Source organism: Acinetobacter sp. AG3, assembly GCF_022343575.1.
In the GTDB taxonomy this organism is placed as follows: Bacteria; Pseudomonadota; Gammaproteobacteria; order Pseudomonadales; family Moraxellaceae; genus Acinetobacter; species Acinetobacter guillouiae.
The window spans coordinates 916,792-939,697 of record NZ_JAKQZD010000001.1 but is presented as its reverse complement, the minus strand read 5'-3'; the positions used below and the strand labels follow the sequence as shown (position 1 = coordinate 939,697).

18 protein-coding genes and 1 other RNA gene are annotated in these 22,906 nt (G+C 37.0%); 7 read left to right on the top strand and 12 right to left on the bottom strand.

The features are described 5' to 3' along the window. Nucleotides 1-882: 882 nt before the first annotated feature. The 5 genes from L3V46_RS04560 to ssrA all read right to left on the bottom strand — a co-directional run bounded on the left by L3V46_RS04560 (nt 883) and on the right by ssrA (nt 6,507). A complete protein-coding gene (locus tag L3V46_RS04560; RefSeq protein ID WP_239045029.1) occupies nt 883-3,105 on the bottom strand; it encodes a YfjI family protein in 2,223 nt (740 codons plus the stop codon). 104 nt (nt 3,106-3,209) lie between these two features. After that, nucleotides 3,210-3,437, bottom strand: coding sequence for a transcriptional regulator (locus L3V46_RS04555; protein WP_239045028.1), 228 nt, complete (start codon nt 3,435-3,437; stop codon nt 3,210-3,212). A gap of 134 nt (nt 3,438-3,571) precedes the next feature. Next, a complete protein-coding gene (locus tag L3V46_RS04550; RefSeq protein WP_239045027.1) occupies nt 3,572-4,612 on the bottom strand; it encodes a hypothetical protein in 1,041 nt (346 codons plus the stop codon). Between the two features lie 127 nt (nt 4,613-4,739). Further along, complete coding sequence (locus L3V46_RS04545) at nt 4,740-5,969, bottom strand: tyrosine-type recombinase/integrase (protein WP_239045026.1); 1,230 nt, start codon at nt 5,967-5,969, stop codon at nt 4,740-4,742. Nucleotides 5,970-6,148: 179 nt separating this feature from the next. Next, nucleotides 6,149-6,507, bottom strand: a transfer-messenger RNA (tmRNA) gene (gene ssrA, locus L3V46_RS04540). A gap of 130 nt (nt 6,508-6,637) precedes the next feature. Here ssrA and glpK point away from each other — a divergent pair. Next, a complete protein-coding gene (gene glpK / locus L3V46_RS04535; RefSeq protein WP_239045025.1) occupies nt 6,638-8,119 on the top strand; it encodes a glycerol kinase GlpK in 1,482 nt (493 codons plus the stop codon). Between the two features lie 88 nt (nt 8,120-8,207). On the opposite strand, the gene def is transcribed toward glpK, so the two are convergent. After that, nucleotides 8,208-8,687 carry a peptide deformylase gene (def, locus tag L3V46_RS04530; protein WP_004723626.1) on the bottom strand — a complete coding sequence of 160 codons (480 nt, stop codon included), beginning with the start codon at nt 8,685-8,687 and terminating at the stop codon, nt 8,208-8,210. Nucleotides 8,688-8,891: 204 nt separating this feature from the next. On the opposite strand from def, the gene L3V46_RS04525 reads away from it, so the two are divergent. Both L3V46_RS04525 and L3V46_RS04520 read left to right on the top strand, forming a co-directional pair. After that, nucleotides 8,892-9,095, top strand: a complete 204-nt coding sequence (locus L3V46_RS04525) for an amino acid transport protein (protein ID WP_239045024.1) — start codon at nt 8,892-8,894, stop codon at nt 9,093-9,095. 194 nt (nt 9,096-9,289) lie between these two features. Continuing rightward, nucleotides 9,290-10,564 (top strand): MFS transporter, encoded by a 1,275-nt coding sequence (locus L3V46_RS04520; RefSeq protein ID WP_239045023.1) that lies wholly within the window; start codon nt 9,290-9,292, stop codon nt 10,562-10,564. On the opposite strand, the gene L3V46_RS04515 is transcribed toward L3V46_RS04520, so the two are convergent. The 3 genes from L3V46_RS04515 to pnuC all read right to left on the bottom strand — a co-directional run bounded on the left by L3V46_RS04515 (nt 10,561) and on the right by pnuC (nt 13,355). Continuing rightward, complete coding sequence (locus L3V46_RS04515; RefSeq protein ID WP_239046748.1) at nt 10,561-11,703, bottom strand: GGDEF domain-containing protein; 1,143 nt, start codon at nt 11,701-11,703, stop codon at nt 10,561-10,563. The genes L3V46_RS04520 and L3V46_RS04515 overlap by 4 nt on opposite strands. A 748-nt stretch (nt 11,704-12,451) precedes the next feature. Further along, nucleotides 12,452-12,748 (bottom strand): hypothetical protein, encoded by a 297-nt coding sequence (locus L3V46_RS04510; protein WP_034614068.1) that lies wholly within the window; start codon nt 12,746-12,748, stop codon nt 12,452-12,454. Between the two features lie 22 nt (nt 12,749-12,770). Then, entirely contained in the window at nt 12,771-13,355 is a 585-nt protein-coding gene (gene pnuC, locus L3V46_RS04505; RefSeq protein WP_034614071.1) for a nicotinamide riboside transporter PnuC, read from the bottom strand. Nucleotides 13,356-14,319: 964 nt separating this feature from the next. On the opposite strand from pnuC, the gene L3V46_RS04500 reads away from it, so the two are divergent. The 4 genes from L3V46_RS04500 (at nt 14,320) to L3V46_RS04485 (ending at nt 18,165) form a co-directional block, all read left to right on the top strand. Beyond that, nucleotides 14,320-14,964, top strand: a complete 645-nt coding sequence (locus L3V46_RS04500; protein ID WP_004817527.1) for a YqiJ family protein — start codon at nt 14,320-14,322, stop codon at nt 14,962-14,964. Between the two features lie 30 nt (nt 14,965-14,994). Further along, a complete protein-coding gene (locus L3V46_RS04495; RefSeq protein ID WP_034614075.1) occupies nt 14,995-16,701 on the top strand; it encodes a flotillin family protein in 1,707 nt (568 codons plus the stop codon). Between the two features lie 246 nt (nt 16,702-16,947). Then, nucleotides 16,948-17,679, top strand: a complete 732-nt coding sequence (locus L3V46_RS04490) for a sulfite exporter TauE/SafE family protein (protein ID WP_239045022.1) — start codon at nt 16,948-16,950, stop codon at nt 17,677-17,679. Nucleotides 17,680-17,823: 144 nt separating this feature from the next. Then, complete coding sequence (locus L3V46_RS04485) at nt 17,824-18,165, top strand: hypothetical protein (protein WP_004723637.1); 342 nt, start codon at nt 17,824-17,826, stop codon at nt 18,163-18,165. Nucleotides 18,166-18,465: 300 nt separating this feature from the next. Here the strand turns inward: L3V46_RS04485 and L3V46_RS04480 are convergent, their stop codons facing one another. The 3 genes from L3V46_RS04480 to L3V46_RS04470 form a co-directional block, all read right to left on the bottom strand. Beyond that, nucleotides 18,466-19,857, bottom strand: a complete 1,392-nt coding sequence (locus L3V46_RS04480) for a cytosine permease (protein ID WP_239045021.1) — start codon at nt 19,855-19,857, stop codon at nt 18,466-18,468. 127 nt (nt 19,858-19,984) lie between these two features. Next, nucleotides 19,985-20,992 carry a GTP-binding protein gene (locus tag L3V46_RS04475; protein ID WP_239045020.1) on the bottom strand — a complete coding sequence of 336 codons (1,008 nt, stop codon included), beginning with the start codon at nt 20,990-20,992 and terminating at the stop codon, nt 19,985-19,987. A 45-nt stretch (nt 20,993-21,037) separates the two neighbouring features. Beyond that, nucleotides 21,038-22,612 (bottom strand): amidohydrolase, encoded by a 1,575-nt coding sequence (locus tag L3V46_RS04470; protein WP_239045019.1) that lies wholly within the window; start codon nt 22,610-22,612, stop codon nt 21,038-21,040. Between the last annotated feature and the right edge of the window lie 294 nt (nt 22,613-22,906).

Here is a 22,906-nt window from a genome sequence, read left to right as displayed (position 1 = left end):
CACGAGAACATTAATTATGGAAATTTAACTTTCATTTTATGAAAGTTAAATTAGCTTTGATCGACTTGGAAATTGCTTGCAAATATTAATTAAGCGATATGCAGAATGGATAAGTGATTTTCAAATAATGCCTGTCTATGTCCATGATAGATATTTAGGCATTAAAAAAGCCCTGAAACTGTTAAATTTCAAGGCTTTATTAAGTTTCATGATACATCGTATAACTAAGTGACAGATCATGATTTACAAATTTGGTGGGATGGCGTCAATTGAACAATGGTTTTAAATTATTGTTTTTAATTCACTTATTAAATAATTAAAATTAAGGGATACACACAGGGATACAAATCATCTGTTATTAGATATAAATAGCTTCTTTTATGGACTCAAAAAATGTTAGGTTTTATCAGGTTCTTTAGGGCATTCGGAAATTCAAAAAAATACTTGATAAGTATTATATAAATTAAGCTATTCACGTAATGCTCCGAAAACTCTTTTTATGGACTCCGAAAATTAATAATAGATAAGATTTTTCTGACATCTAACGTGTGCATAAATTCCCTTTTTTATAATGCTCCGAAAAACAAAACGAAACGGTAAGATTACGGTAAGGTCTTTTAGGCATCTAGAGATAGCCGAATACTCCCCAAACGGCTTGATTCAGGTAAGATTTTATTGGAATCTAACGTGTCCGAAAACTATATTATTTTGCTTATCCAAGATTTTTCGGATATCAATCACCACAAGATTACAACAAGGTTTATAAAATACCTTTAGGGACTGAAAAAACTCTTTTTTATGGGGTCGTAAAATTATTATTTTCATACAAACACAAATGACAAAACCGACAAAACTATTTAAGTAATGTCAGTTTTGGCAGTGCTACTTGAGGGAATCGTAAATTTTAGGGTTAATCAAATAGCGTTTACTTGGTCGCCCACCTCTTACTGTTGATTCAATCTCTTGTTCATTCAGCCAATCATAATCGACTAATAATTCTAGGGCTTCATTTACTGTATTTAATTCAGTTAAGCCTTTCCAGTTTTTACGATGCACATCCCTCGCAGTAAAGCCATCTAAACGCCACGCTTCATTGTGATTTAGCTTCTTTAACTTGATTGCTAATGCACTCGCTTTGAACGTAGATGAATGTAAAACCATGCCATAAATGCGCCGTGCGTGACTTTCTAAGTAATCACACCATTTAATCGCCATTTCTACACAATTAAGACTTACACCGCCAACACTCACACCTAATTGAACAGAATCTACAAGGTGAAAAATCAAAGCTAAAGCGGGCATCAATTTCCCAAACTTGGATAAATGTTCTTGAATGATTGTATGTTCTTCTTTGGGAATAATTTGACTATTTAACTGTGTTGACCATGCTTTATAGGCTTGCTGTGCTTCTACTGTAAATCGAAAATAGGGTCTAGCATTAAAATCATCTATTGGCTTTGCTCCTAGTTTCGTTAGCTCATATTCAGTTAATCCATCAAGTTGTTTAAATAAGTTAAATACAGCTTCTTTGGCATCTTTATCTCCCTTAATATCTGCATATTGCCATTGTGCTAAATCAGGATAAATGAGCAATTGAAAACGCTGTAATAAACCATCATTTCCCATACCTTGAATTGTCTTTTCTAAGTAGCTCATTAATTTATCAGGTTGAATCCCTCCCAATACTGACAGGCAGTGATTTTGAATGTATCCCGAACCTCTTGTAATACGGTCAAATTGATATGAGCCTGTACCGTTCCATCCCTCAAGATAAAATGCTCGCCCTGTGTCGGTATCATTTTGATCTAATGAGCTTAATAAGCCTATTAATTCGTCACGAATGACCAAAATACCGTTTGGATTACTTCTTTCTAAATCTGCCAATGCTTCGGGTGAACTGTCATTAGTGAAGTATCTTTTTAATACAGGCGGTTTTTCTGCTTCCGTTTGCATATCTGCAATTTCTTGAGCAAGTTTTAATTTGTCTTGGGCTTCTTCAACTTTATCTAATTTCTTAGCAAGAGATTTTTCAGTCGATTTAAAAACAATGCCTTTAGCAATACTTTCCTTTTGCTCAAGTTCAAATTGTTCTTTGGCTTGTAATACCAGTCGATCTAAATGTCGTGTTCCTGCACTGATAGCGGGGGACTTCTTGCTACTCGGTGGCGCAATTATACCGCCCCATAAGTTCGGGACTATTGAATAATCATCTAACTGCTTTGGTTTAATCGCTACTCGTGCGCCTATCAATGCGCCTAATGAAGTCAATAAACACACGGCGACTAGATCAAAAGTCATGTTATCCGCTCGTTTAGCTTCATCCGCACAGTAGGTATATACATCGGTCGGAAGCATATCTTTTGTGATTTTCTTTACAGGCAATAATTCAGATTTTATTTGTTTGGGTTCTTTCCAAACTTCCTGAAATACTGGTAACTCTTTTACTGCATCATCTATAAACGCTTGTACCTCTTGCGCCGTTTCATACTGTGTAATTTCCATAAAAGTTCCATCATTTCGATATTGATCTATAAGCTGTGCTTTTTGGCTTTGAGCTATTTCGAGCAATATTTCTTTATTCTGTGGTCGAGTCGGTATGTATAGCTGTTTATATCCCGCATTCCACAACTGATTGATGACGGCTTCAATTGTGTTTACATCAGCCTGTTTTAACGCTGTATTCGTTGTTTTGCATATATCAGGTAATACAGCTAAAACAGTGGCGTAATGTGTTTGAGCCAATTTAAAAAATGCCTTGAGTTCATAGCAAATAATGACAGGCTTATCTTTTTTGAGTTCGCCGTAATAGGCAAAGCCACGAGTAAAACCATCAGGCATGATTTGTATATGTTTTTCTTGCTGTAACACGACGCATTGAATCAATTTCAATTGCCCATTGTATATAGGCAAAATCATCGGGTTTTCATATTTCACGCCATTTATATCAATTACAGCCTCATCGACATAAATGGGTTGCTTAGTGTTTCCATAGGTTTGAATAACAGGATGATGCAAATACGCACTATCTTGTGGATTAAGCTTTATGCAATTTGCTAATATATCTTTAGGTTGTTCTAGGCTTGGGGTTTCTTGATATGCAGTCATTTAGCCCCCTCAAATTTTATTCATTGCAAAATCTAAAATAGAACACAACATAATAAAAACTATGCCGTAGCCAATGCCTTGTACTAAATCTTTAATAAAAGTTTTCATGCGTCCACCTCACTTGAATCCTGCGTAAGGTTTTGCATTTTGGATTTATGCCATTCGATGATTTGCATATAGTCGAAATAGACTGGTGACTGACGCTCAGTACCTTTCTTTATCTTAGGCGGGAAGTCAGGGTCTAATTTAATGATGTTGTTTAGGGTTTCACGGCTTACGTCAAGAATTTGGCAAGCTGTTTTAAATGAAATTCGAACTGGATATATAACCATTTTTGCACCTGTATGCGTTAACTTGATAGGCACATCAAAACAAATTAAATATCAGCTAGGGTAAGTGGGGTAAATCAAAAAAATACCCTAGCTTGGGTAGGTAGGGTATATACAAATCAATAACTTAATTTGGGTTATTTTTTAAAATTTTTATCTCGTTGAGGCGACCAAGATTTCAATGGGGATGTAATTTCTCTAATTTTTGATGCTGAACTATTTTGTTTTCTGACATCATAATTAGTATTTAGTTTTAACCAAATATTTGCTTTATTGGTATGACTATCTTCTTCTTTAGGATTTGTTATATAAATTGATTCCCATAATTTTATTGCTAATACTAAATCAGGTGCATAGCTATCATCTCTCTCACAATCAAAAATTTGTTCTAAAAGAGAACTTTCCTCATTTGGCTTTATCACTTTTAGCTTATTAATTTCACTATCTTTATCAACAATAATTTTTTCTAATTCATTTATTCTAAATTTTAAATTTTTCTTTTCATTATCAGAAATACTTTTTACATCTTCATTAAATCCCTTAATAATAATTTCAGAACCAAATAAGTATACTCTTAAATCATCAGCATCAATTGAATGATTAACTTCTTTTAAGTCCCCTGATTTAATTGCAGAATATATGAATTTTTGAGCCATACCAAATTTATCTAAATCAACTATACCTGCTGGGTTTTGTTCAGAAACAATACAAGCACACTCTGTTGAATTTAATGAAGGTTGCTTAAATAAGTAAAATTTATAATCTTTTTTTCTTTGATTGTTTGGTTTATCTTCATGTATATCTAAATAGTTTATTGATGGCTTCAAATTTTCAAGGTTGAGTTCTACCAACGGCTTGAAATTATAAATTTCTTCTTTGAGCCAATAATAGCTATGAACTTTATTTCTCGTTTCCTTTAAACCATCTTCACCAGTCAGCCAATACAAACGTAAATCATCAACTAATGTTCTAATTACTTCAAAAGTTTCTATTTCGTATATTCGCCAAAATTCATCTGTTTTATATAATCTTAGTTCAGTAGCTATATCATAGTATCCTAAAAATGTGCCTATATCTTCCCAATCATGTTTATCCTCATTTTTAAGAAGTTTAATAATGTCCCATACTTTAAAGTATTCCTCATCTATTTTAGCTTTTTCTCTTGATAATAAACTCATATTGCCTCCCACAGCATCCCTTAAAAATAGCTAAGCCAATCGAATTGGGCATTCGACTTTCACTCCGTCGAGCTAGGCTTAACAAACTAAATATAAAAGATATTTAATCAAATTAGTGCAAATTTTGTCATTTAGCTTTCTTAAATTGAATAACTGATTGATCTGCTATTTCTTCTAAATAATTCGCATACCATTGCATCATATTTGCTCTGTCCTGTAGGTATTGAGCCTTGTTATACACACCCGCCACACCATCCTTAACATGAGCTAAAGCAGATTCAATATGACGCTCATCAAAACCCCGATTATTTAAAAGTGTACTGGCTATATGCCTAAAACCGTGAGGCGTTTGTCGCCCCTCATAGCCCATACGGCGCAAAGCCATAATAAAAACTGTATCTGACTTAGGTTTACTCTTATCGGAACGACTCGGAAATAAAAACTCTGAATCCGTTTCATAACTTTTTAATTCATTCAAAATTGCTATGGCTTGAGTCGGTAAAGGTACAACATGCTCACGGCGTTTCTTCATACGCTCTTCGGGAATATTCCACACAGCATGTTCAAAGTCGAACTCATCCCATTTTGCGCCACGTAATTCACTCGGACGACAAAACAACATTGCAAGCAACTGTAAACCCATTCGGACGTTCATCGTTGGATAGTTATTAATTGCTCTAAGCAAAGCAGGCAATTCTTTTTCATCTACATGTGCCATATTGGCTTTTTTACCTTGCTCAAGGTATTTCTGAATCCCCTCTAGAGGGTTGTAATCAATACGCCCTGTGACCTTTGCATAATCATAAATATCACGGCACATTGCCCGCATACGATTCACTTGTTCAAAAATGCCTTTCTCTTGTTGTATCCCTTTTAACAAATTCATCCATTCAATTGGTTTAATCGTGGTGTATAGGCGTTTACCCAAAACAGGAAATATATGTTTTTCCAATGCGCCTTTATTTCTTATCATGGTATCCGCTACCCATGAATTAAGTTTTGTGTCTAACCACTCTCGAGCCAATAATTCAAAAGTCGCATTATTTTGCTCAAGTTCTTGCTGTTTTCTTTCCTGTTTAGAAATGATTGGATTTTCACCTCTAGATACATCATCTAAAAGTTCCTTAGCTTTCTTACGAGCTAACTGCCCACTAATTTCAGGATAACCACCAAGCCCTAACCATGACCATTTACCATTGGGCTTTTTATACCTGAGTTGCCATGACTTATTGCCATCGGGTTTTACTCGAATATATAAGCCATTGCCATCAAGCTCACGATATTCCTTTTCATCCGCTTCAAGGTTAGCAAGTACGGTATCGGACAATGGACGGCGCTTTATTTCAGTTCTTTTCATTAGCCTTGTATCCCTCGGATTCAATTTTTTATCAAGGATACACGGAGGGATACACGAAGCGCAATACTATATGCTTTTATGTTTGGTTATATTCAGGCAAGAAAAAAGGCTTAAACCCTTAAGATTTAAGCCTTTCCGTTTTATATTTCGTCATATTGAGTCATATAAAACTAGGTATTTGGTGGAGATGGCGGGAGTTGAACCCGCGTCCGCCAACACTACACTCGAGAATACTACATGCTTAGATATCGTCAATTATTTTAACATTAAGTGACCCGACGAACAGGGTACAAAACGCGATCCTCTAAGTTTAGTATAAAGCCCCGAGGCTTGACTTTATACGGACTTGTGTGCGTGCGCTACAGTCGGGTCCACTGACCACAAGTATTCAGTGAAGCGGACAAGCTGCCCTTAGGCAGCTAGAGCGTAAGATTCGTCGTTTGCGACTAAAATATGCAAATTTGATTTACGAGAGAAAATGCGCTCTCGGCATGCATCTATGAGCTTCATCATCGGCGTCGAAGCCAATAACATCCCCAGATAACACGGCCATCATAACATAATTGTTGCAAATTAAGCAGATAATTCACTACATTTATATCAAATGATGCGCCTAGTTCTATAATTGCGCTACTATCACTATTTTTCAAGGGACAAATATAAAAAAGATGAGCTATTTACTCTCACTTGATCAAGGAACGACCTCTAGCAGAGCAATTATCTTCGATGAGCACGGAAAGGTATATGCCTCTGCTCAACGGGAAACCCAAATTAAAACCCCACATTCGGGCTGGGTTGAGCAAGATGCCATGGAGATTTGGACCACACAAATCACCGTCGTACAGCAAGCAATCGCATCGGCAAGACTATTGGCCAAAGACATTAAAGCACTTGGTTTAACCAACCAACGTGAAACCACTGTAGTTTGGGATAAGCGAACAGGTAAACCACTTGCCCCTGCCATCGTTTGGCAAGACCGCCGCGCTACAGACTGGTGCAATCAGTTAGTTCAAAACAATTTATCTGAAAAAATTCACAAAAAAACAGGATTAAGAATCGATCCTTATTTTAGTGCTGGAAAACTGGTTTGGTTATTGGAAAATGTGCAAGGCTTAAGAGCACTGGCTGAACAAAATCATGTAGCATTCGGTACAGTCGACAGTTGGTTGATTTGGAATTTAACCCAAGGTTCCGAGCACGTCATCGAGGCAAGTAATGCTTCACGTACCATGTTGATGGATTTAAAAACGCAGCAATGGGATACTGAATTAATTGAATTATTTAATATCCCAGCGAGTGTTCTGCCTAAAATCATTCAATCCGATTGTTATATTGCCAATACCGCCACAGGGCTTCTTGGTGCGGAAATTCCCATTTGTGGCGTATTAGGTGATCAACAGTCTGCTCTCTTTGGACAATCATGCTTTGAAGCTGGAACAGCCAAAAATACCTATGGAACAGGCTGTTTTATGCTGTTCAATACTGGAACAGATATTCAATATAGCAAAAATAAATTACTCACCACCTTAGCATGGAAATGCCAAGACCAATCTCATTATGCCTTAGAAGGCAGTGTATTTATGGCTGGTGCGATTGTGCAATGGTTAAGAGATGGTTTAGGAATTATCAAAAATAGTGCTGAAGTTGAAAAGTTAGCTTGCCAAGTTGACACTACAGATGGTGTCGTTTTGGTTCCAGCCTTCACAGGTTTAGGAGCGCCACATTGGGACAGTGAAGCACGCGCTTTACTCTGTGGAATGTCACGTGGAACCAATAAATCACATATTGCCAGAGCAGCCTTAGAATCCATTGCCTTCCAAGTTTCTGATGTGTTGACTGCGATGCAATCGGATATTGCACAACCCTTAAAACAATTACGTGTAGATGGTGGTGCAAGTCAAAATGATATGCTGATGCAATTTCAGGCAGATATTTTAAATGTACCTGTGCTACGCCCTAAACTTTTAGAGTCTACGGCTTGGGGTGCTGCTGCATTGGCAGGATTAAAGGCAGGTGTTTTTAATAACTTCGGTGAGATTTCCGAATCTTGGCAATTAGATCGTGCTTTTGAGCCGAAGATGAGCGCAGACCAAAGACAATATCATTTAAGCTTATGGAATGGTGCTTTGCAGCGCGCAAAGTCCAATTAACAATATCCAATTAGCAATTCTACGTAGAAAAGCTTGGCTAAAATTAAAGATAAAATTAAAGATATATTTTTAGCCAAGCTTGCTCAGATTAAAGTCTTTCAACAAACAGTATCCCATTTAAATGGTCGATTTCATGTTGCACAATGCGTGCAGGAAAACCATGAAATTGCTGGATAATCTTTTCGCCAGTCAGCGTGAAAAATTGTACAGTAACTGCTTCAGCACGAGCCACTTGCCCTCTTTCATTGGGCACACTTAAACACCCTTCCTCACCCAAGATGGTCTGTTCAGATTTCTCTAAAATTTCAGGATTAATCATTGTGATTGCATCCATTTCAGGTGCGTCTGGATAGCGAGGATTCGCTCTTGAAGCAACAATAATCACCTGTTTAGAAACATAGACTTGTGGTGCGGCGATCCCCACACCATTACGCTCTAACATGGTGGCCTGTAAGGCCTTGGATAATTCGTTTAGCCAAGTACTTGAAAACTCAGCTTCAGCCACAGGCGCTGCGATTAATTTTAAAACGTCTTCACCACGTTGGGCGACAGGTAACACGGCACTCATTATCTTGTACCTTGATCAAATGTAAATTGAATAAAGATGAGTGTAGCATTTGAAATGCGCTTTCCAATTCAATTATTGTGCAAAAGTATGTAGGTTATGTACAAATGAATTTCTATTTACCTAAGCCAAATGACAGCTTGTCTTTTAAGCCATTTTTAATCATGATCGTGTAAATAACAAACGTCCAGTCTATCGTGGAAAATAATGAATACAGCACCCCTATTCTTAGGCTTGATCTTTAGCTCAATTGGCTTAGGCTATTTTATCTATGGGAAAAGACAGCGAATGAACATGCCTTTTATCTGTGGCATTACTTTGATGATTTTTCCTTATTTTATTGAAAATACAATGATTATGTCTGTATGCGGTATTATTCTAAGTGTTATCCCATGGCTGATTCGCCTGTAAGTGATCAATATTTAAATCTATTAGAATCTAGCTTATCGCAATGCTTTTAAAGCAAAAATGATTTTTAAGTCGCCTCGATCACCTATAAAAATAAGTAGGATGCATAAAAATAAATATTGATTTTTTAAGTAAAAAATAGTCAATTAAAATGATTACATTCACATTCAATATCTCTTTTAAGGCATTGCATCATCATGGACGAAAAATTGGGCCTCAATAAAGAAGCAAAAAGAACCCTTGCATTGTCTTCTCTGGGCGGTGCGCTCGAATTTTATGATTTCGTCATTTATGTATTTTACGCAAAAATCATTGCTGAACTATTTTTTCCCAGCTCTTTAAGTCCTTTTTGGGCAATGCTGAATACTTACGGAATTTTTGCCGCAGGATATTTCTTTCGTCCGTTAGGTGGCGTGATCATGGCGCATTTTGGTGATCTCGTAGGACGTAAACGCCTGTTTAGCTTATCCATTTTACTGATGGCACTCCCCACTTTGTTTATCGGTCTAATGCCAACTTATACAGACATTGGTTTAGCTGCCCCACTGTTATTGTTGTTGATGCGCGTGGTTCAAGGTATTGCGATTGGTGGAGAAATTCCTGCAGCATGGACATTTGTTTCAGAGCATGTACCGACAAAGAAAATTGGTTTTGCCAATGGTTTGCTTACCGCTGGTTTGTCACTGGGGATCTTACTGGGCGCACTGATGTCGCTGTTTATTTCACTTAAGTTTAGCGAAGCAGAAATCCATGCTTGGGCTTGGCGTCTCCCGTTTATAGTCGGCGGAGTTTTTGGATTAATTGCCTTATATCTAAGAAGTTATCTGAAAGAAACCCCAGTATTTAAAGCGATGCAGGCGCGTAAAGAACTCTCAAAAGATCTACCTATCAAACAAGTTTTGGCATCCCATAAATCTGCAGTTGTCATCGGGATGCTGTTTACTTGGTTTTTGACCGGTTGTGTTGTGGTGATTATCCTATCTACCCCCAATTTACTGACCACCACCTTTAACTTTCCACGTGCGGATGCATTTCAAATGCAAAGCATGGCAATTCTGATGCAAATGTTGGGTTGTATATTGGCAGGTCTGCTCGCTGATCGTTTTGGTGCTGGGCGCGTAATTTGTTTAGGATCGCTCAGTGTGGCAATCACTGCAGGTCTTTTTTATTACAGTTTAGGTCATGCCGCTCATTCAACCATCTTCGGATTGTACATGTTGCTTGGTCTATTTTCTGGCACAGTCGGTGTAGTTTCCTATAGCTTGGTCAAGATGTTTCCTGCCCCAATTCGCTTTTCAGGAATTTCATTCTCATACAATGTTGCATACGCAATTGCAGGTGGCTTAACCCTACCATTGGTACAATGGTTGAGTTTATATCGCGATATTGGTGCTGTGTACTATATTGTTGTGCTTTGTCTAATTACCCTTATCACAAGTCTAGTTTATCGCAAAAAATTTGAAACGGTTTAACCGCGTTGTTTGTATCCAAATGAATGGGTAAGCTCTATTTCAAAGAAATGACAAACCTGATTACGCCCATTGTTTTTTGCCAGATATAAGGCTTGATCAGCCTGACGAATCAACTCCTCTTTTGTTGTTAAAAAAGGATTCGTTGATACTGCAACACCAAAACTTGCCGTCACTTTGATGGTCTGCTGATGATCTAATCGAATTTTTTCTTTTTCTATTGCTTGGCGACATCGTTCAGCAAGACTCATTGCATTTTCTAATGCGCCATTGCTCATGAGAATAATGAACTCTTCACCCCCAAATCGCCCAACAACATCTTGCTCATGAATATTTTCAGTTAAAATTTTTGCAACCTGTTTTAAAACAGCATCCCCAATATCGTGCCCATATTGATCATTAACACTCTTAAAATAATCTAAATCTAATAACACGATCGCAAAAGGACTTTGCTGTTGTTTTAATAAGTCAATATTCTCACCAATTCTCCTCCGGTTATAAATACCTGTAAGCGGATCGAGTACACTAATTTGCTGAATCATTTGCTCTCTTTTGCGCCACTGAGTCAAGAGAATTTCAAATAAAATCAGGCTTGCTAAAAATATCGGAATATAAAAATACAACATGCAAAACACCCAAAATGTATTTTTATATACCGACATGGATTGTAAGTGTTCACTAAAAATTGGTGCATAGGCTATTTTATGCATCAGACTTAATCCAAGGCTGATTAACATAAAACAAGTGATTGGAATGACGATTATATACACCACTTTTCGTTCAAATAATACCAATGCAACCGTGACCAAACTGACATAACCAGCAACCGATGCTGGGCTAAAAATGCCAATACAATGCGCACCAAAAACAAAGATAAGACCAAAATATCCGATGGTTATATACGGAGTTATAATTTCAAAAATAGAATTTTTATTTAAAGCACGAATAATAAAAATAAGTGCAAAGAAACCAATTGCTGCAAAAAATAATAATCGTAAATAAATAGGGTAAAAATCTTGATTAATCCAAGCTTGTAGCTCAACTTGAGCGTTGCTAAAAAACCACCAGACAATCCACAATAAAACAGCAATACCGCCCAAGAATAGAACAAGGCTACACTTCTTGAGATTACTCCAATTCATGATCATGACATCATGCATGAAGTGTTCCGTTGAGGACTGTGTTGCCATCCTACTTTTTTGTTCCATATAATAACCAATCCATAAAATTGTGAACTTCTATCCGTCGCTTTATTTATCTTTGCTCATCAGTTAAATATAACACTCCAGTAATTTTATATAAGTGTATTTCTAAAATATAGATTTTTATTCTAAATAAACCTGACGATTAGAATATTAATCCTTTATATTATTTGCAAATGTTTTCTGAAGAATAATCATTTTATCACATTTATTTTATCAATTTTAACTTTAATTTTTTCCCAATATTTCAATAAAAAAAATTTTCCGCTGACAGAATTGAATCGTTTTTTATTTTACTGGATATATCCGTCAACATTTAACTTATTTTAGGCTATACGCCAAGTTAGATACAAATACTTTAAAAACAAGATTTTTCACCTTTATAATTTTATTGTTAATTTATCCTAATTTATTTTTAACCTATATTTAAACATACTCAAAAAATCAATTTTAAAGCTCACAATTTGAAACATCATTTTAGCAGAATAAAAACTGGAAATATCCAATGAGATTGGCTTAAATCACTGTATTGATTGTCATACTGTTTTAAACTGCACACCATCAATATGGTCATTTAAATTCAGTGCACACATCAATGTGTCAGCACCACCCAAAAATCATTTGAATTCAGTTTTAAGCTTGATTTAAATAAAATATTTTTTCAAAGGCTTAACCAAAAAACTTGGCTTTATATTTTTTTATAAACTCTGATAGTTTTACTGTTAAATTTTAAACCGATAGACGTTGATTGAATTTCTATATTAAAAATCAGCGCTCTATATTTGATCTGAATACAAAATTCTTCTGCGCCATCATCCAAACCAGAAGTGCTCCACATTGTGCCCTGTGGGAACTGATCTAACCATGGGGCTTTGTAAAAATCAGAGACTGAATCAAAGTCGAGATATTGCTCAGGTTGAGCCATGATTCTTTCAACAAGTTCTTCAAACTTTTGTTTTTGTATTTGAACAAAATCAATAATCATGGCAGCCCCTTAAATAATGATGTTAAATTCCTTTATACATGCTCGCCGATTGTTTCTTTTTAACCTGTTCCCATTGCCACCATCCAAATGCAGCCAGTCCAACAAACGCTGCATATAAAGCAGCTGTTAGGAATAATTCTTTATACATAAACATCCCTACATAGACGATATCAACAAAGACCCAAAGCACCCAAGTCGCAATATGTTTACGGCTGGTCCAATAGGTTGCCAATAAACTAAATGCAGCCAGTTGGGAATCTAACATAGGCAAAGCAGCATCAGTAAAATAGTGTAGCGATAAACCAAATATTACCCCTCCAGCAGCTGCGATGATCATTTGCAGAATCACGGTTTGTACGGCTATCGGCTCTATTCGAATCTCATGATCTTGCTGCTTGCCTTTTAGCCAGTGATAAAAACCATAAAAATTCACCACCATAAAGAACACTTGTAAGATTGTTTCACCATACAATTTAAATTCAAAGAATAAATAGGCATATAAAACAAAGGCAAAGAAGTTAAATACCCAACACCACATATTTCGCTTAATCGTCAATGTGACACCAATAATACTGATAATAACCGCGAATATTTCTAATGGTGACATGGTAAAAAGCTAATCAAGACAGGAAAGGCTATTATGAAAAAATACGGCATGATTGCAAGCAAAACCAGAACTAAAATTGAGAACGAAATCTTTAATATAATTTTTGAATTAAAATTCACAAAAAATGCTGTTGTTTTGTTTTTTGCATAATCGTTACGATAACAATATAAATTCGTAAAAAATTAAATAATTAGCCTTAAATCACAGTTTATAGCGTATTGATTTTTAAAATCGTATTTCTGCATCTCAATCAACATACTCAAACATGACGCGATAGAGTAAATTGAGTTCAATAGCATAGACTAATCAGCACTTTTGAAAGCTGCAATTTAAGCTTTAAACGATAGCAAAATTAACTCAAATAGCTGATAAAAACTGTCACATTTGCATGAAAAAGCAGACAAAAGATTAATCGAGAAAACATAGCGCAAAATTTATTTATTTTAAATAATATGTTTAAAAACATTGATTAACATCTTGTTTTTAGTTAATGTTGTTCACATTTTAATCATGTTTACGAGATTTAACACTTGTTTACGTGAATACCAATGAATTTACAGAGGGGAACCTCTACTATCAAACTTAAGTTATGAACAATCCCCAAAGTTCATAACATTTCTCCTTAACCGAACTGTGAAAGCAGATTCGTTGTTCTACGCAGTGATCACCCCAATCATTGCGTATTTTTTTGTCTTCAGTTCCCTCTGTAAACTCAATCAGTTATAAGGAATAGTTGGCTAAAATGCAAGCATTACTTTTCAAGCAATTTCCAAAATATAAAAGAATATATTAAATTATAAGATATTGATTTTAATTAATATCATAAAATATTTTGTTGCAATACTACGACAAAACCGATAAACTTAATTTATTAATTGAATTAACTGATGATCATTTAATTATTCAGTTCAAATTAAAAATTTTATTTATAAAAACGCGCAACAATAATTTTGAGTAGAACAATATGTGGGAATTATTTACACACTCATCCAACTTACTGTTTAGTGTCAGTCTGTGCCTGATGTTTTTATTGGGTATTGTGGAGTGTTTACTCCTTATTATTGGTTCAACCTCACAAGGTTTTTTAGACCAATTTATTCCAGATCAACTGTTAGAAACCCATCATGCGGATCTAGACATCCATACAGATCACAACCTTTTAGTGCAACTGTTAGATTGGCTCTATCTTGGTCGTGTCCCCGTCTTGGTTTGGTTGATCATTTTTCTGACTGTTTATGCGCTATTTGGTTTTATTGTGCAAAGTATATTTTTCAATTTCACTGGAAATTATTTTTCTATTTGGTTGATTGCGCCAGCCAGTCTTTTTTTATCTATGCCAATTGTCCGAGTGTGTGCAGCACTCGTTGCAAAAATTTTACCGAAAGATGAAACCACTGCGATTCACAGTGATGAACTGATTGGGCGTACTGCTCAGATTATTTTAGGTGAAGCAAAACAAAACTACCCTGCACAAGCCAAAGTCATCGATCAATTTGGACAGACCCATTATATTTTGGTTGAACCAGAATTAGATGAAATCTTTCAACAAGGTCAAAGTGTGATTTTGACACAAAGAACAAAACTAGGCTTTCAAGCAACGCCACTTTAATTTTTCAATAACAAACCTGGGTATAATAAAATGTTGAATTCAAACTTATATCAAATCCTTGTTTTAGCAGGCATTATATTGGTGGCACTGATTGTCATCGGGGTTATTATCGCCCGCCTGTATAAACGCTCAAGTAAAGAAGTTTCTTTTGTCCGTACTGGTTTTGGCGGTGAAAAAGTCATTTTAAATGGCGGTGCAATTGTATTGCCGGTTTTACATGAAGTGATTCCCGTCAATATGAATACCCTTCGTCTTGAAGTCAAACGTGCCACAGATCAAGCGTTAATTACTCGTGATCGTATGCGTGTAGATGTGATGGCTGAATTTTATGTACGGGTTAAACCAACTGCTGAATCTATTGCAACAGCTGCCCAAACCTTGGGTAAAAAAACCATGTCACCACAAGAACTCAAAGATTTGGTGGAAGGTAAATTTGTAGACTCACTGCGTGCTGTTGCCGCTGAAATGGCAATGGAAGAGCTACATGAAAAACGCGTTGATTTTGTTCAAAAAGTTCAACAAGTAGTTTCTGAAGATCTGTTTAAAAATGGCTTAGAATTAGAAACGGTTTCACTGACAGGTTTAGACCAAACCAGTTTTGAATATTTTAACCCTCAAAACGCTTTCGATGCAGAAGGTTTAACCAAACTGACTGAAACCATTGAAGACCGCCGTAAAAAACGCAATGACATTGAACAAGACAATGACTTAGCCATTAAAGCAAAAAACTTAGAAACAGAACAAGCACGCTTGCAAATTCTACGTGAAGAAGAATATGCAAAACTTCAACAAGAGCGTGAAATCGCCATTCGTAAAGCTGAGCAATCGGCAGAAATTGCAACACAAGAAGCCGCAAAAAAACGTGAAGCAGAAGAAGCTCAAATTGCTGCTGAACGTGAAGTCGAATTAAAGCGTATTGCATCTGCACGTGATGTTGAAAATGAAAATATTCAAAAAGCGCAGTTGATCCAAAAAGCCCAAGTCGAACAAAAGAAAACCATTGAATTGGCCGAGCAAGATCGTGCAATTGCGATTGCTGAAAAATCACGTGCTGAATCTGAAGCCAAAGCGTTGGCTGACCAAGCACGTGCACAAGCGGTAAAAGCGGAAGAAGAAGTGACAACTGTTCGTGAAACTCAGCGTGCAGAGCGTTTAAAAGCCGTTGAATTGGTGGCTGCAAAGCAAGTCGCTGAAACAGATGCAATTGCGATTACAGTAGCAGCAGAAGCCGCTAAACAAGCAGCTGCAGATGATGCTGAAGCAGTGCGTATTGCAGCACAAGCGGATGCTGAAAAAATACGTTTAAAAGCCAAAGGTGAAGCAGATGCAAAAATGTTGCTTGCTGCGGCACAAGAAAAGCAATATCAAGTTGATGCTGAAGGTACGCGTGCAGTCAATGAAGCCAATAACGTGCTTTCAACAGAACAAGTTGAGATGCAAATTCGTTTAGCTTTATTGAAATACTTGCCTGAAATCATTCGTGAAAGTGTTAAACCAATGGAAAATATTGATGATATCAAGATTCTTCAAGTCAATGGTTTAGGCGGTATGGCAGGTTCCAATACAACAAGTGAATCTGGTGAACAAAATCAAATCGCTTTGTCTGATCAAGTGGTCAATAGTGCGCTGCGCTATCGTTCTCAAGCTCCACTGATTGATAGCTTAATGAATGAGTTAGGCATTAAAGGCGGTGATATTAATGGTTTAACGCAATCCTTAAAACCAAGTAATGATTAATACAAATCATCTCCTATTCGCTTAATTACCAGCCTCTGTCATCAGAGGCTTTTTATTACATGGATTTTTATTCATGATCTAATACACCTGATCGTTTTTAATGGTATAGATGTTAACGATACAGATATGCTTATCTCAATAAGTCATGATGGAAACTCACGATTTCTTTTAAAATCAGCTGATTCAACCAAGATCGACTATCTCAATGCTATGCTCTAACCCTATTCAGTTTTGTTTAATTTAAAAATGACTTGGTTTATTTTTATTCTCGGTGCCATGATTGCAGGCTTTGTCCAAGGTTTAACAGGTTTTGCCTTTGCCTTGATTGCGATGTCTTTTTGGATTTGGGTATTACCGCCACAGCTGGCAGCACCATTGGTGGTGTTTGCTTCTCTATGGAGCCATATCATTGCATTAGGGAAAGAACAAAAACATCAACTCCCGTTTTCCCTTGTTCTCCCTTATATCATTGCAGGATTGATCGGTGTACCTCTTGGTACCTATCTGTTACATCTCATTGATGGAAATACCTTTAAAACAATCCTTGGATTATTTTTAGTGATTTGGTGTCCGACCATGTTCTTTGCTCCTGTGTTTCCTCGTATTCAAGCATTGGGAAAACTTGCAGATGGAAGCATTGGTTTTATTGGTGGTATTTTAGGTGGTCTTGGTGGTTTTTGTGGCGCAGCACCATCAGCTTGGGTGATGCTTAAAAATCTGCCTAAACAACAACAACGTTATATTTTAAGACATTTTAATTTTGCGATTCAGTTGTTTACGATTATTATTTATCTCTGCCAAGGAACCATCCACAAGATCCATCTCCCCTATTTTGTACTGATCATTCTTACAGTGAGTATTCCAGCGCTGATTGGTGCGCAAATGTTTTATAAAATTTCAGAAAAACAATTTAAACAATTGGTGCTGAGTTTATTATTTGCCTCAGGTTGTTTTTTATTGCTGACATCATTGCTTTAGCAAAATAGAGAGAAAATTGAATAAATTTCGCTGGCTATTTATTCAGCATTTGGTCGCTAAAATGAAAACAATATCCGAGCGGCTCTATTTTTAATACCCGATTCATCCTACAATTCCGCCACTCATTTTTCTTAAATATCTGTGATGAAAAACTCATTTTTGTTAAGTGCCAGTATTCTCTTAACAGGATGTGTACTTGGCACATCTAGTGAAATTAAAACTGCGGAAAAACTACTCAGCCAATTTCAATGTAATAATATTGAAACAGCAGAATTGGCCCACAGTTCAATTAATACTTATCATGAACGCTCACTTGCGGTGAGTAAAGAAAAAGCCACTGAGTACGTCGATCGCTATAAATCTGGAGATGAATTATTTAAAATTCCTCTCGATGAAGTGGTTCAACAACAATACGATATTTATAAAACAGCCTGTGAATCCCTTGGCGGTGTGCAACGCTCAACAACAAGCAACGCTAAAAAATAAGCCGATTATTTTTGAATACTGCAAAACGTTTATGATCTTAAAAATATCGTGTTTTAAATGATTGTGTTTTAAAATCATAAACGTAAATCATGATGAGCAGCGTTCATTTTTAAAATTGCCTAGGCCCTCATCCTGTGCTACTGAATTTTTAAATACACCCCCTAGTGAAATATAGCGATCTCATCTCCAGATTTTATCTGATGATCAAACAGCCTTAGAAGCAGTAAAAATAGGCTGTAGCAAACCTAATATAGGCAAAGTGATATGATGGCTGCATCATCACAATAGCCGTGCCGTAATTTATTTTTTTGCCTTGTATGAATGGTCTTTGATACCAAAAATTTTGATCCCCATCAGATAAAAAATAGAGGTTAAAATTAGACCGACAACCCACGAAACATCTGCACCATCAAGCGCCTTGGCAATAGGACCTGTATACAAGTCTGTCGCAATAAAAGGCACTTGAACAATGACACCAAAAATATATGCAGAAACGGCCATAACGTTAAATTTTCCATAAATTCCCCCATCTTGGTGGAAAAACGAATCGACATCATATTCCCCATGACGAACCCAGTAATAATCAACCAAATTTACAGCCGTCCAAGGGATAAGTACGTAGATGAGCAAGAAAATAAAATTAATAAATATGGGCAGAAAATTACTGGATGCTTTGATTCCAATCCATAGCGCAATAGCAATTAACAAAAATGAAATCACAATTCGTCCCTTAGCCAATGGCATAAATGATGGAATAAATGTCTGGATAAAAGAAATTAAAGTCAGTACACCACAATATAAATTCATTGAATTGATCGCTGATATGGAAATGACCAGAATCAAAATAAACGCGCTCCCCATCTCAGGTACATAAGCGATCATCCCAGCGATAACATCTCCACCCGGTGTCACCAATCCTATAGTTACCCCTAAACACATTGGAATGATGGTACCCAATCCACATCCCCAATATGTCGCCCAGAACGCTGCCTTAGCGCCTGTTTCTTTTGGCAGATGACGAGTAGCATCAGAGACATAGGGTGCATATGCAATCTGCCACAGTGCAGCAATCGAAAGCGTAGCGAGAAAACCTGTAGCTGAAAAAGAATTACGCGCGAAAAAGTCTGAAGGTAAACCTTGAATAAAAAACACCCACACATATGCTGCCAAAAAAGCCAAACCAGAGATCACAAAAGTTATTTTTGTAAATAGATGAATTAATCGATAACCAACGATTGTGCCGATCACTGCAACGACACAAGTGAATAATATGCCGGATGACTGACTGAATGAGGGAATAAGCAAATTCATGGCTTGTCCAGCCAGCGTCGCATTTGAAGCTAGAAAGCCGACATACATGATGACCACGATTCCAAGGATTGGAAGCGCGCCATATGCACCAAACTGCCCTTTGGTTTGAATCATTTGAGGGACACCGAGATGCGGTCCTTGAGCGGCATGGAGTGCGGCAAAGATGCCACCAATAAGCGTCCCTAGAATAATACTTAAAATAGCAGAGACAAAAGATTGATGAAAAATGGTGACTGAAACTGATCCTGTCACAAACGTCAGTAGCATCAAATTTCCACCAAACCAAAGTGTGAATAGATCCCGAGCCTTACCGTATCGCGCATTTAATGGGATTTGCTGAATGGTATGTTGTTCAATCGAGTGAATATATTTGTCTTCCATGAGTGTCTCCTAATAGAGAAATCGTTAAAAAATTACGATCAACCAAATTGTTTTTTTAAGATGCAAATCCCCCTACGCTTAAATTGCGCAATTGAAAATGCTGAGGATTGTGGGTGCAGGCGTTCTGCTATGTGGTCATTGGCTCAAGCACAATGGCATCAAATAATGCTTGGATCTGTTGATGAATTTCCCCTTCAAAAATGACCACTATTCTCGATCTGTGGTCATCATCAGGCCACGCATTTAGGTAAGATTCGGGAAATAGATAATGTTGAACACCGTGTAATATCACCGGTCGTAACGACTCTTCCACCTGAATCAATCCTTTGATTCGGAGCAAGTTCACGCCATAAAGTCGTGCCAGCTTCTGAAGAAAATGGGTCACACGCGCCCAAGATAAAGCTTGGTTGGCATATAAACACAGTGTAAAAATATTATGATGCGGTGCGTTATTGAAAGCGTTTTGAGAATTTGTCTGATGTGTAAACCACTGCGTATCAGATAAATTACGTGTTACGGGATACTTTTCACGATCAAAAATCACTAAAGCAACAGCCGCCACATCCGCACCATCAATAATTTCAGCACTCGCATTCAGAGTACGGATGTGCTTGGTAAATGTTGTAAAGGCATGCGACAAATCTGTTTTAGTTAAAATGATTTTATCTGCAACAGCGATTTGACGTAGTCTCTCCGTCCTCTGATGCGGGACATTTAAGGACAATAATGTATCAACCGTAGCAATCACAGTTTGCACACTAAATAAAGTCGCGACACTTTCATCTGCTAGCAAAAGTTTAAGCAAGGGAATCGGGTCAGCCATACCTGTTGTTTCAACAATAACACGGTCAAAAACAGGAATTTCTCCTGCCTCAGCACGACAGTAAAGAAGTTTAAGCGTTTCTGAAAGTTCTGTTTTCATGCTACAACAGACACAACCGCTTTTTAGCAAGACAATGTCATCGTCAAGTCGACCTATCAATAAATGATCTAAGCCAACCTCACCTATTTCATTAATAATCACTGCCGTGTGTGCCATGCGATCATCCGCCAACAAACGATGCAGCAATGTTGTTTTACCACTCCCCAGAAAACCTGTCAGTAAGGTCACAGGAATACGTTTTATTCCGCTCATATATGTCTTCCCTTACGCACATAAACGATAATTTAACCCAGTAGATTAGTTAGCACGCTGAAACACATGCTGACCTTGTAATACTGTGGTGATGACTTGAGTCTCAGCAATTTCTTCAGGGCTTGATTCAAAAATATTACGATCCAAAACAATAAAGGTTGCTTCCTTACCCACTTCTAAACTCCCAGTACGATGGCTATGGCCAACAGCAATTGCGCCGTTCAACGTCATGATCCTGACTGCCACGTCCAAAGGCACACTTTCATCTCCGTGCTGCAAAATACCTGCCAGTGCAGGAAAGAGATTTGGCGTAGGTGGCAAAAGCCAATCTGTACCAATCGTCATGGTTGCACCAGCATCATACAAAGTTCGAAAATCATAGGCTTTGCCAAGCGCTTGCTGATATTCTGGGATATGCCAAATCGCGGGAGACATTTCAGCAATAATGTCTAATTCTGCAAAACGGCTACGATCTTTTGCAGAAACATAATGGGCATGTGCAATATCATGAAATTGTCCTGTTTGACGTTCAACATTGTTGGCATTTTCATAATTGTCTAAACCAATACGCACAGAACCATAACCCGTACAATGTGATTTAACGATCAAACCTTCTTCGGTCCATTCACGAATTTTTTCAGTGAGTTCATTGGAATCGAGAAGTAAATTGTAAGTAATAGGTTCATCTGAAATCGGATCTAAGGGCACATGGCTAAAGGTGGGTGCCATAGATGTACCATCTAGCATCACTTTGATTCCATTCACCATGACACGTTTTGACGCATATTGTGCTCGTTCTGCGATTACCCTTTCATCTTCTTCACGATCACTCAATGACATAATTTCTGCTTTCCAAGGAATATGACAAATCAAATCCAGTGTAAGCTCATCGTCATCATCCAAAGATTTAGCTGCTGTCAGAAATGACCTTGTTGCTGAAGCTTCCTGTGCCGAAGTAATACCATATTGATTACATATACTTGCCGCCATTTTAAGCGCGAACTTATTTTCCTCATCGGTCTCTGTGGGTGCGACCATATATAATTTTACCCATCCACCTTCACGCAAAATTCCAGTAGGTTCACCTGTTATAGGATCTTTTTCAATTTTTGCGCGGGTCGTACTCGGTGTATCACGCGTGATTCCTGCAAGATGTAGTGCTTGGCTGTTCGCCATGACGTTATGAAATGAAAAATCATGAATCACAATAGGTATGTTTGGAATGACTTGATCCAACCATTCTCGTGTCAGTAGCTCAGCAGTAAAAATCAATGGGTTATAGAGCCCGGCAAAAATCCATGTTCGTTTGGAGGCATATTTTTCCCAATATGCTTTGAGTTGCTGTGCCAATTCTTGCAAGGTTTGCGGATCATTTAATTGGCAAGAATATTCCAATCGAAGAAGTGCCGCTTTTAAAAGATGCGTGTGTGCATCATGGATACCAGGTATTACCAATTTCCCTTTTAAATCATATTTCTCAGCATCCGCTGCCAAACTCAGAATTTCATTCTGATCGCCAATCGCTAAAATTTTACCGTCTTTTACCCACATGGCTTCTGCCCAAGGTTGCAGTTGATTCACGGTATGAAATTTTGCATTGTAATAGACGCTATTATTCATCTTGTTATCCCTGTCTATGCCCAATAAATGTTGAATTTAACTTTTAGAATTATTTACACCATGGCTATAAGTTGTTTTCAACTTAAAGCCAATTTCAACAATTTATTTATATACGACATTTTAAAAAATTAAGTAATTCTTAAATAACGATGTAGATCTTTTGAATTATTAAAGTAGTATTTTAATTGAGCTAAAAAATAGGTTATTTATAAAATAATATGTCAATGTGCAGATGCTGTATCAGCTGAATAACAGCAAATATTTAACCCTAATAAAATATGGGAATGTGCCAAA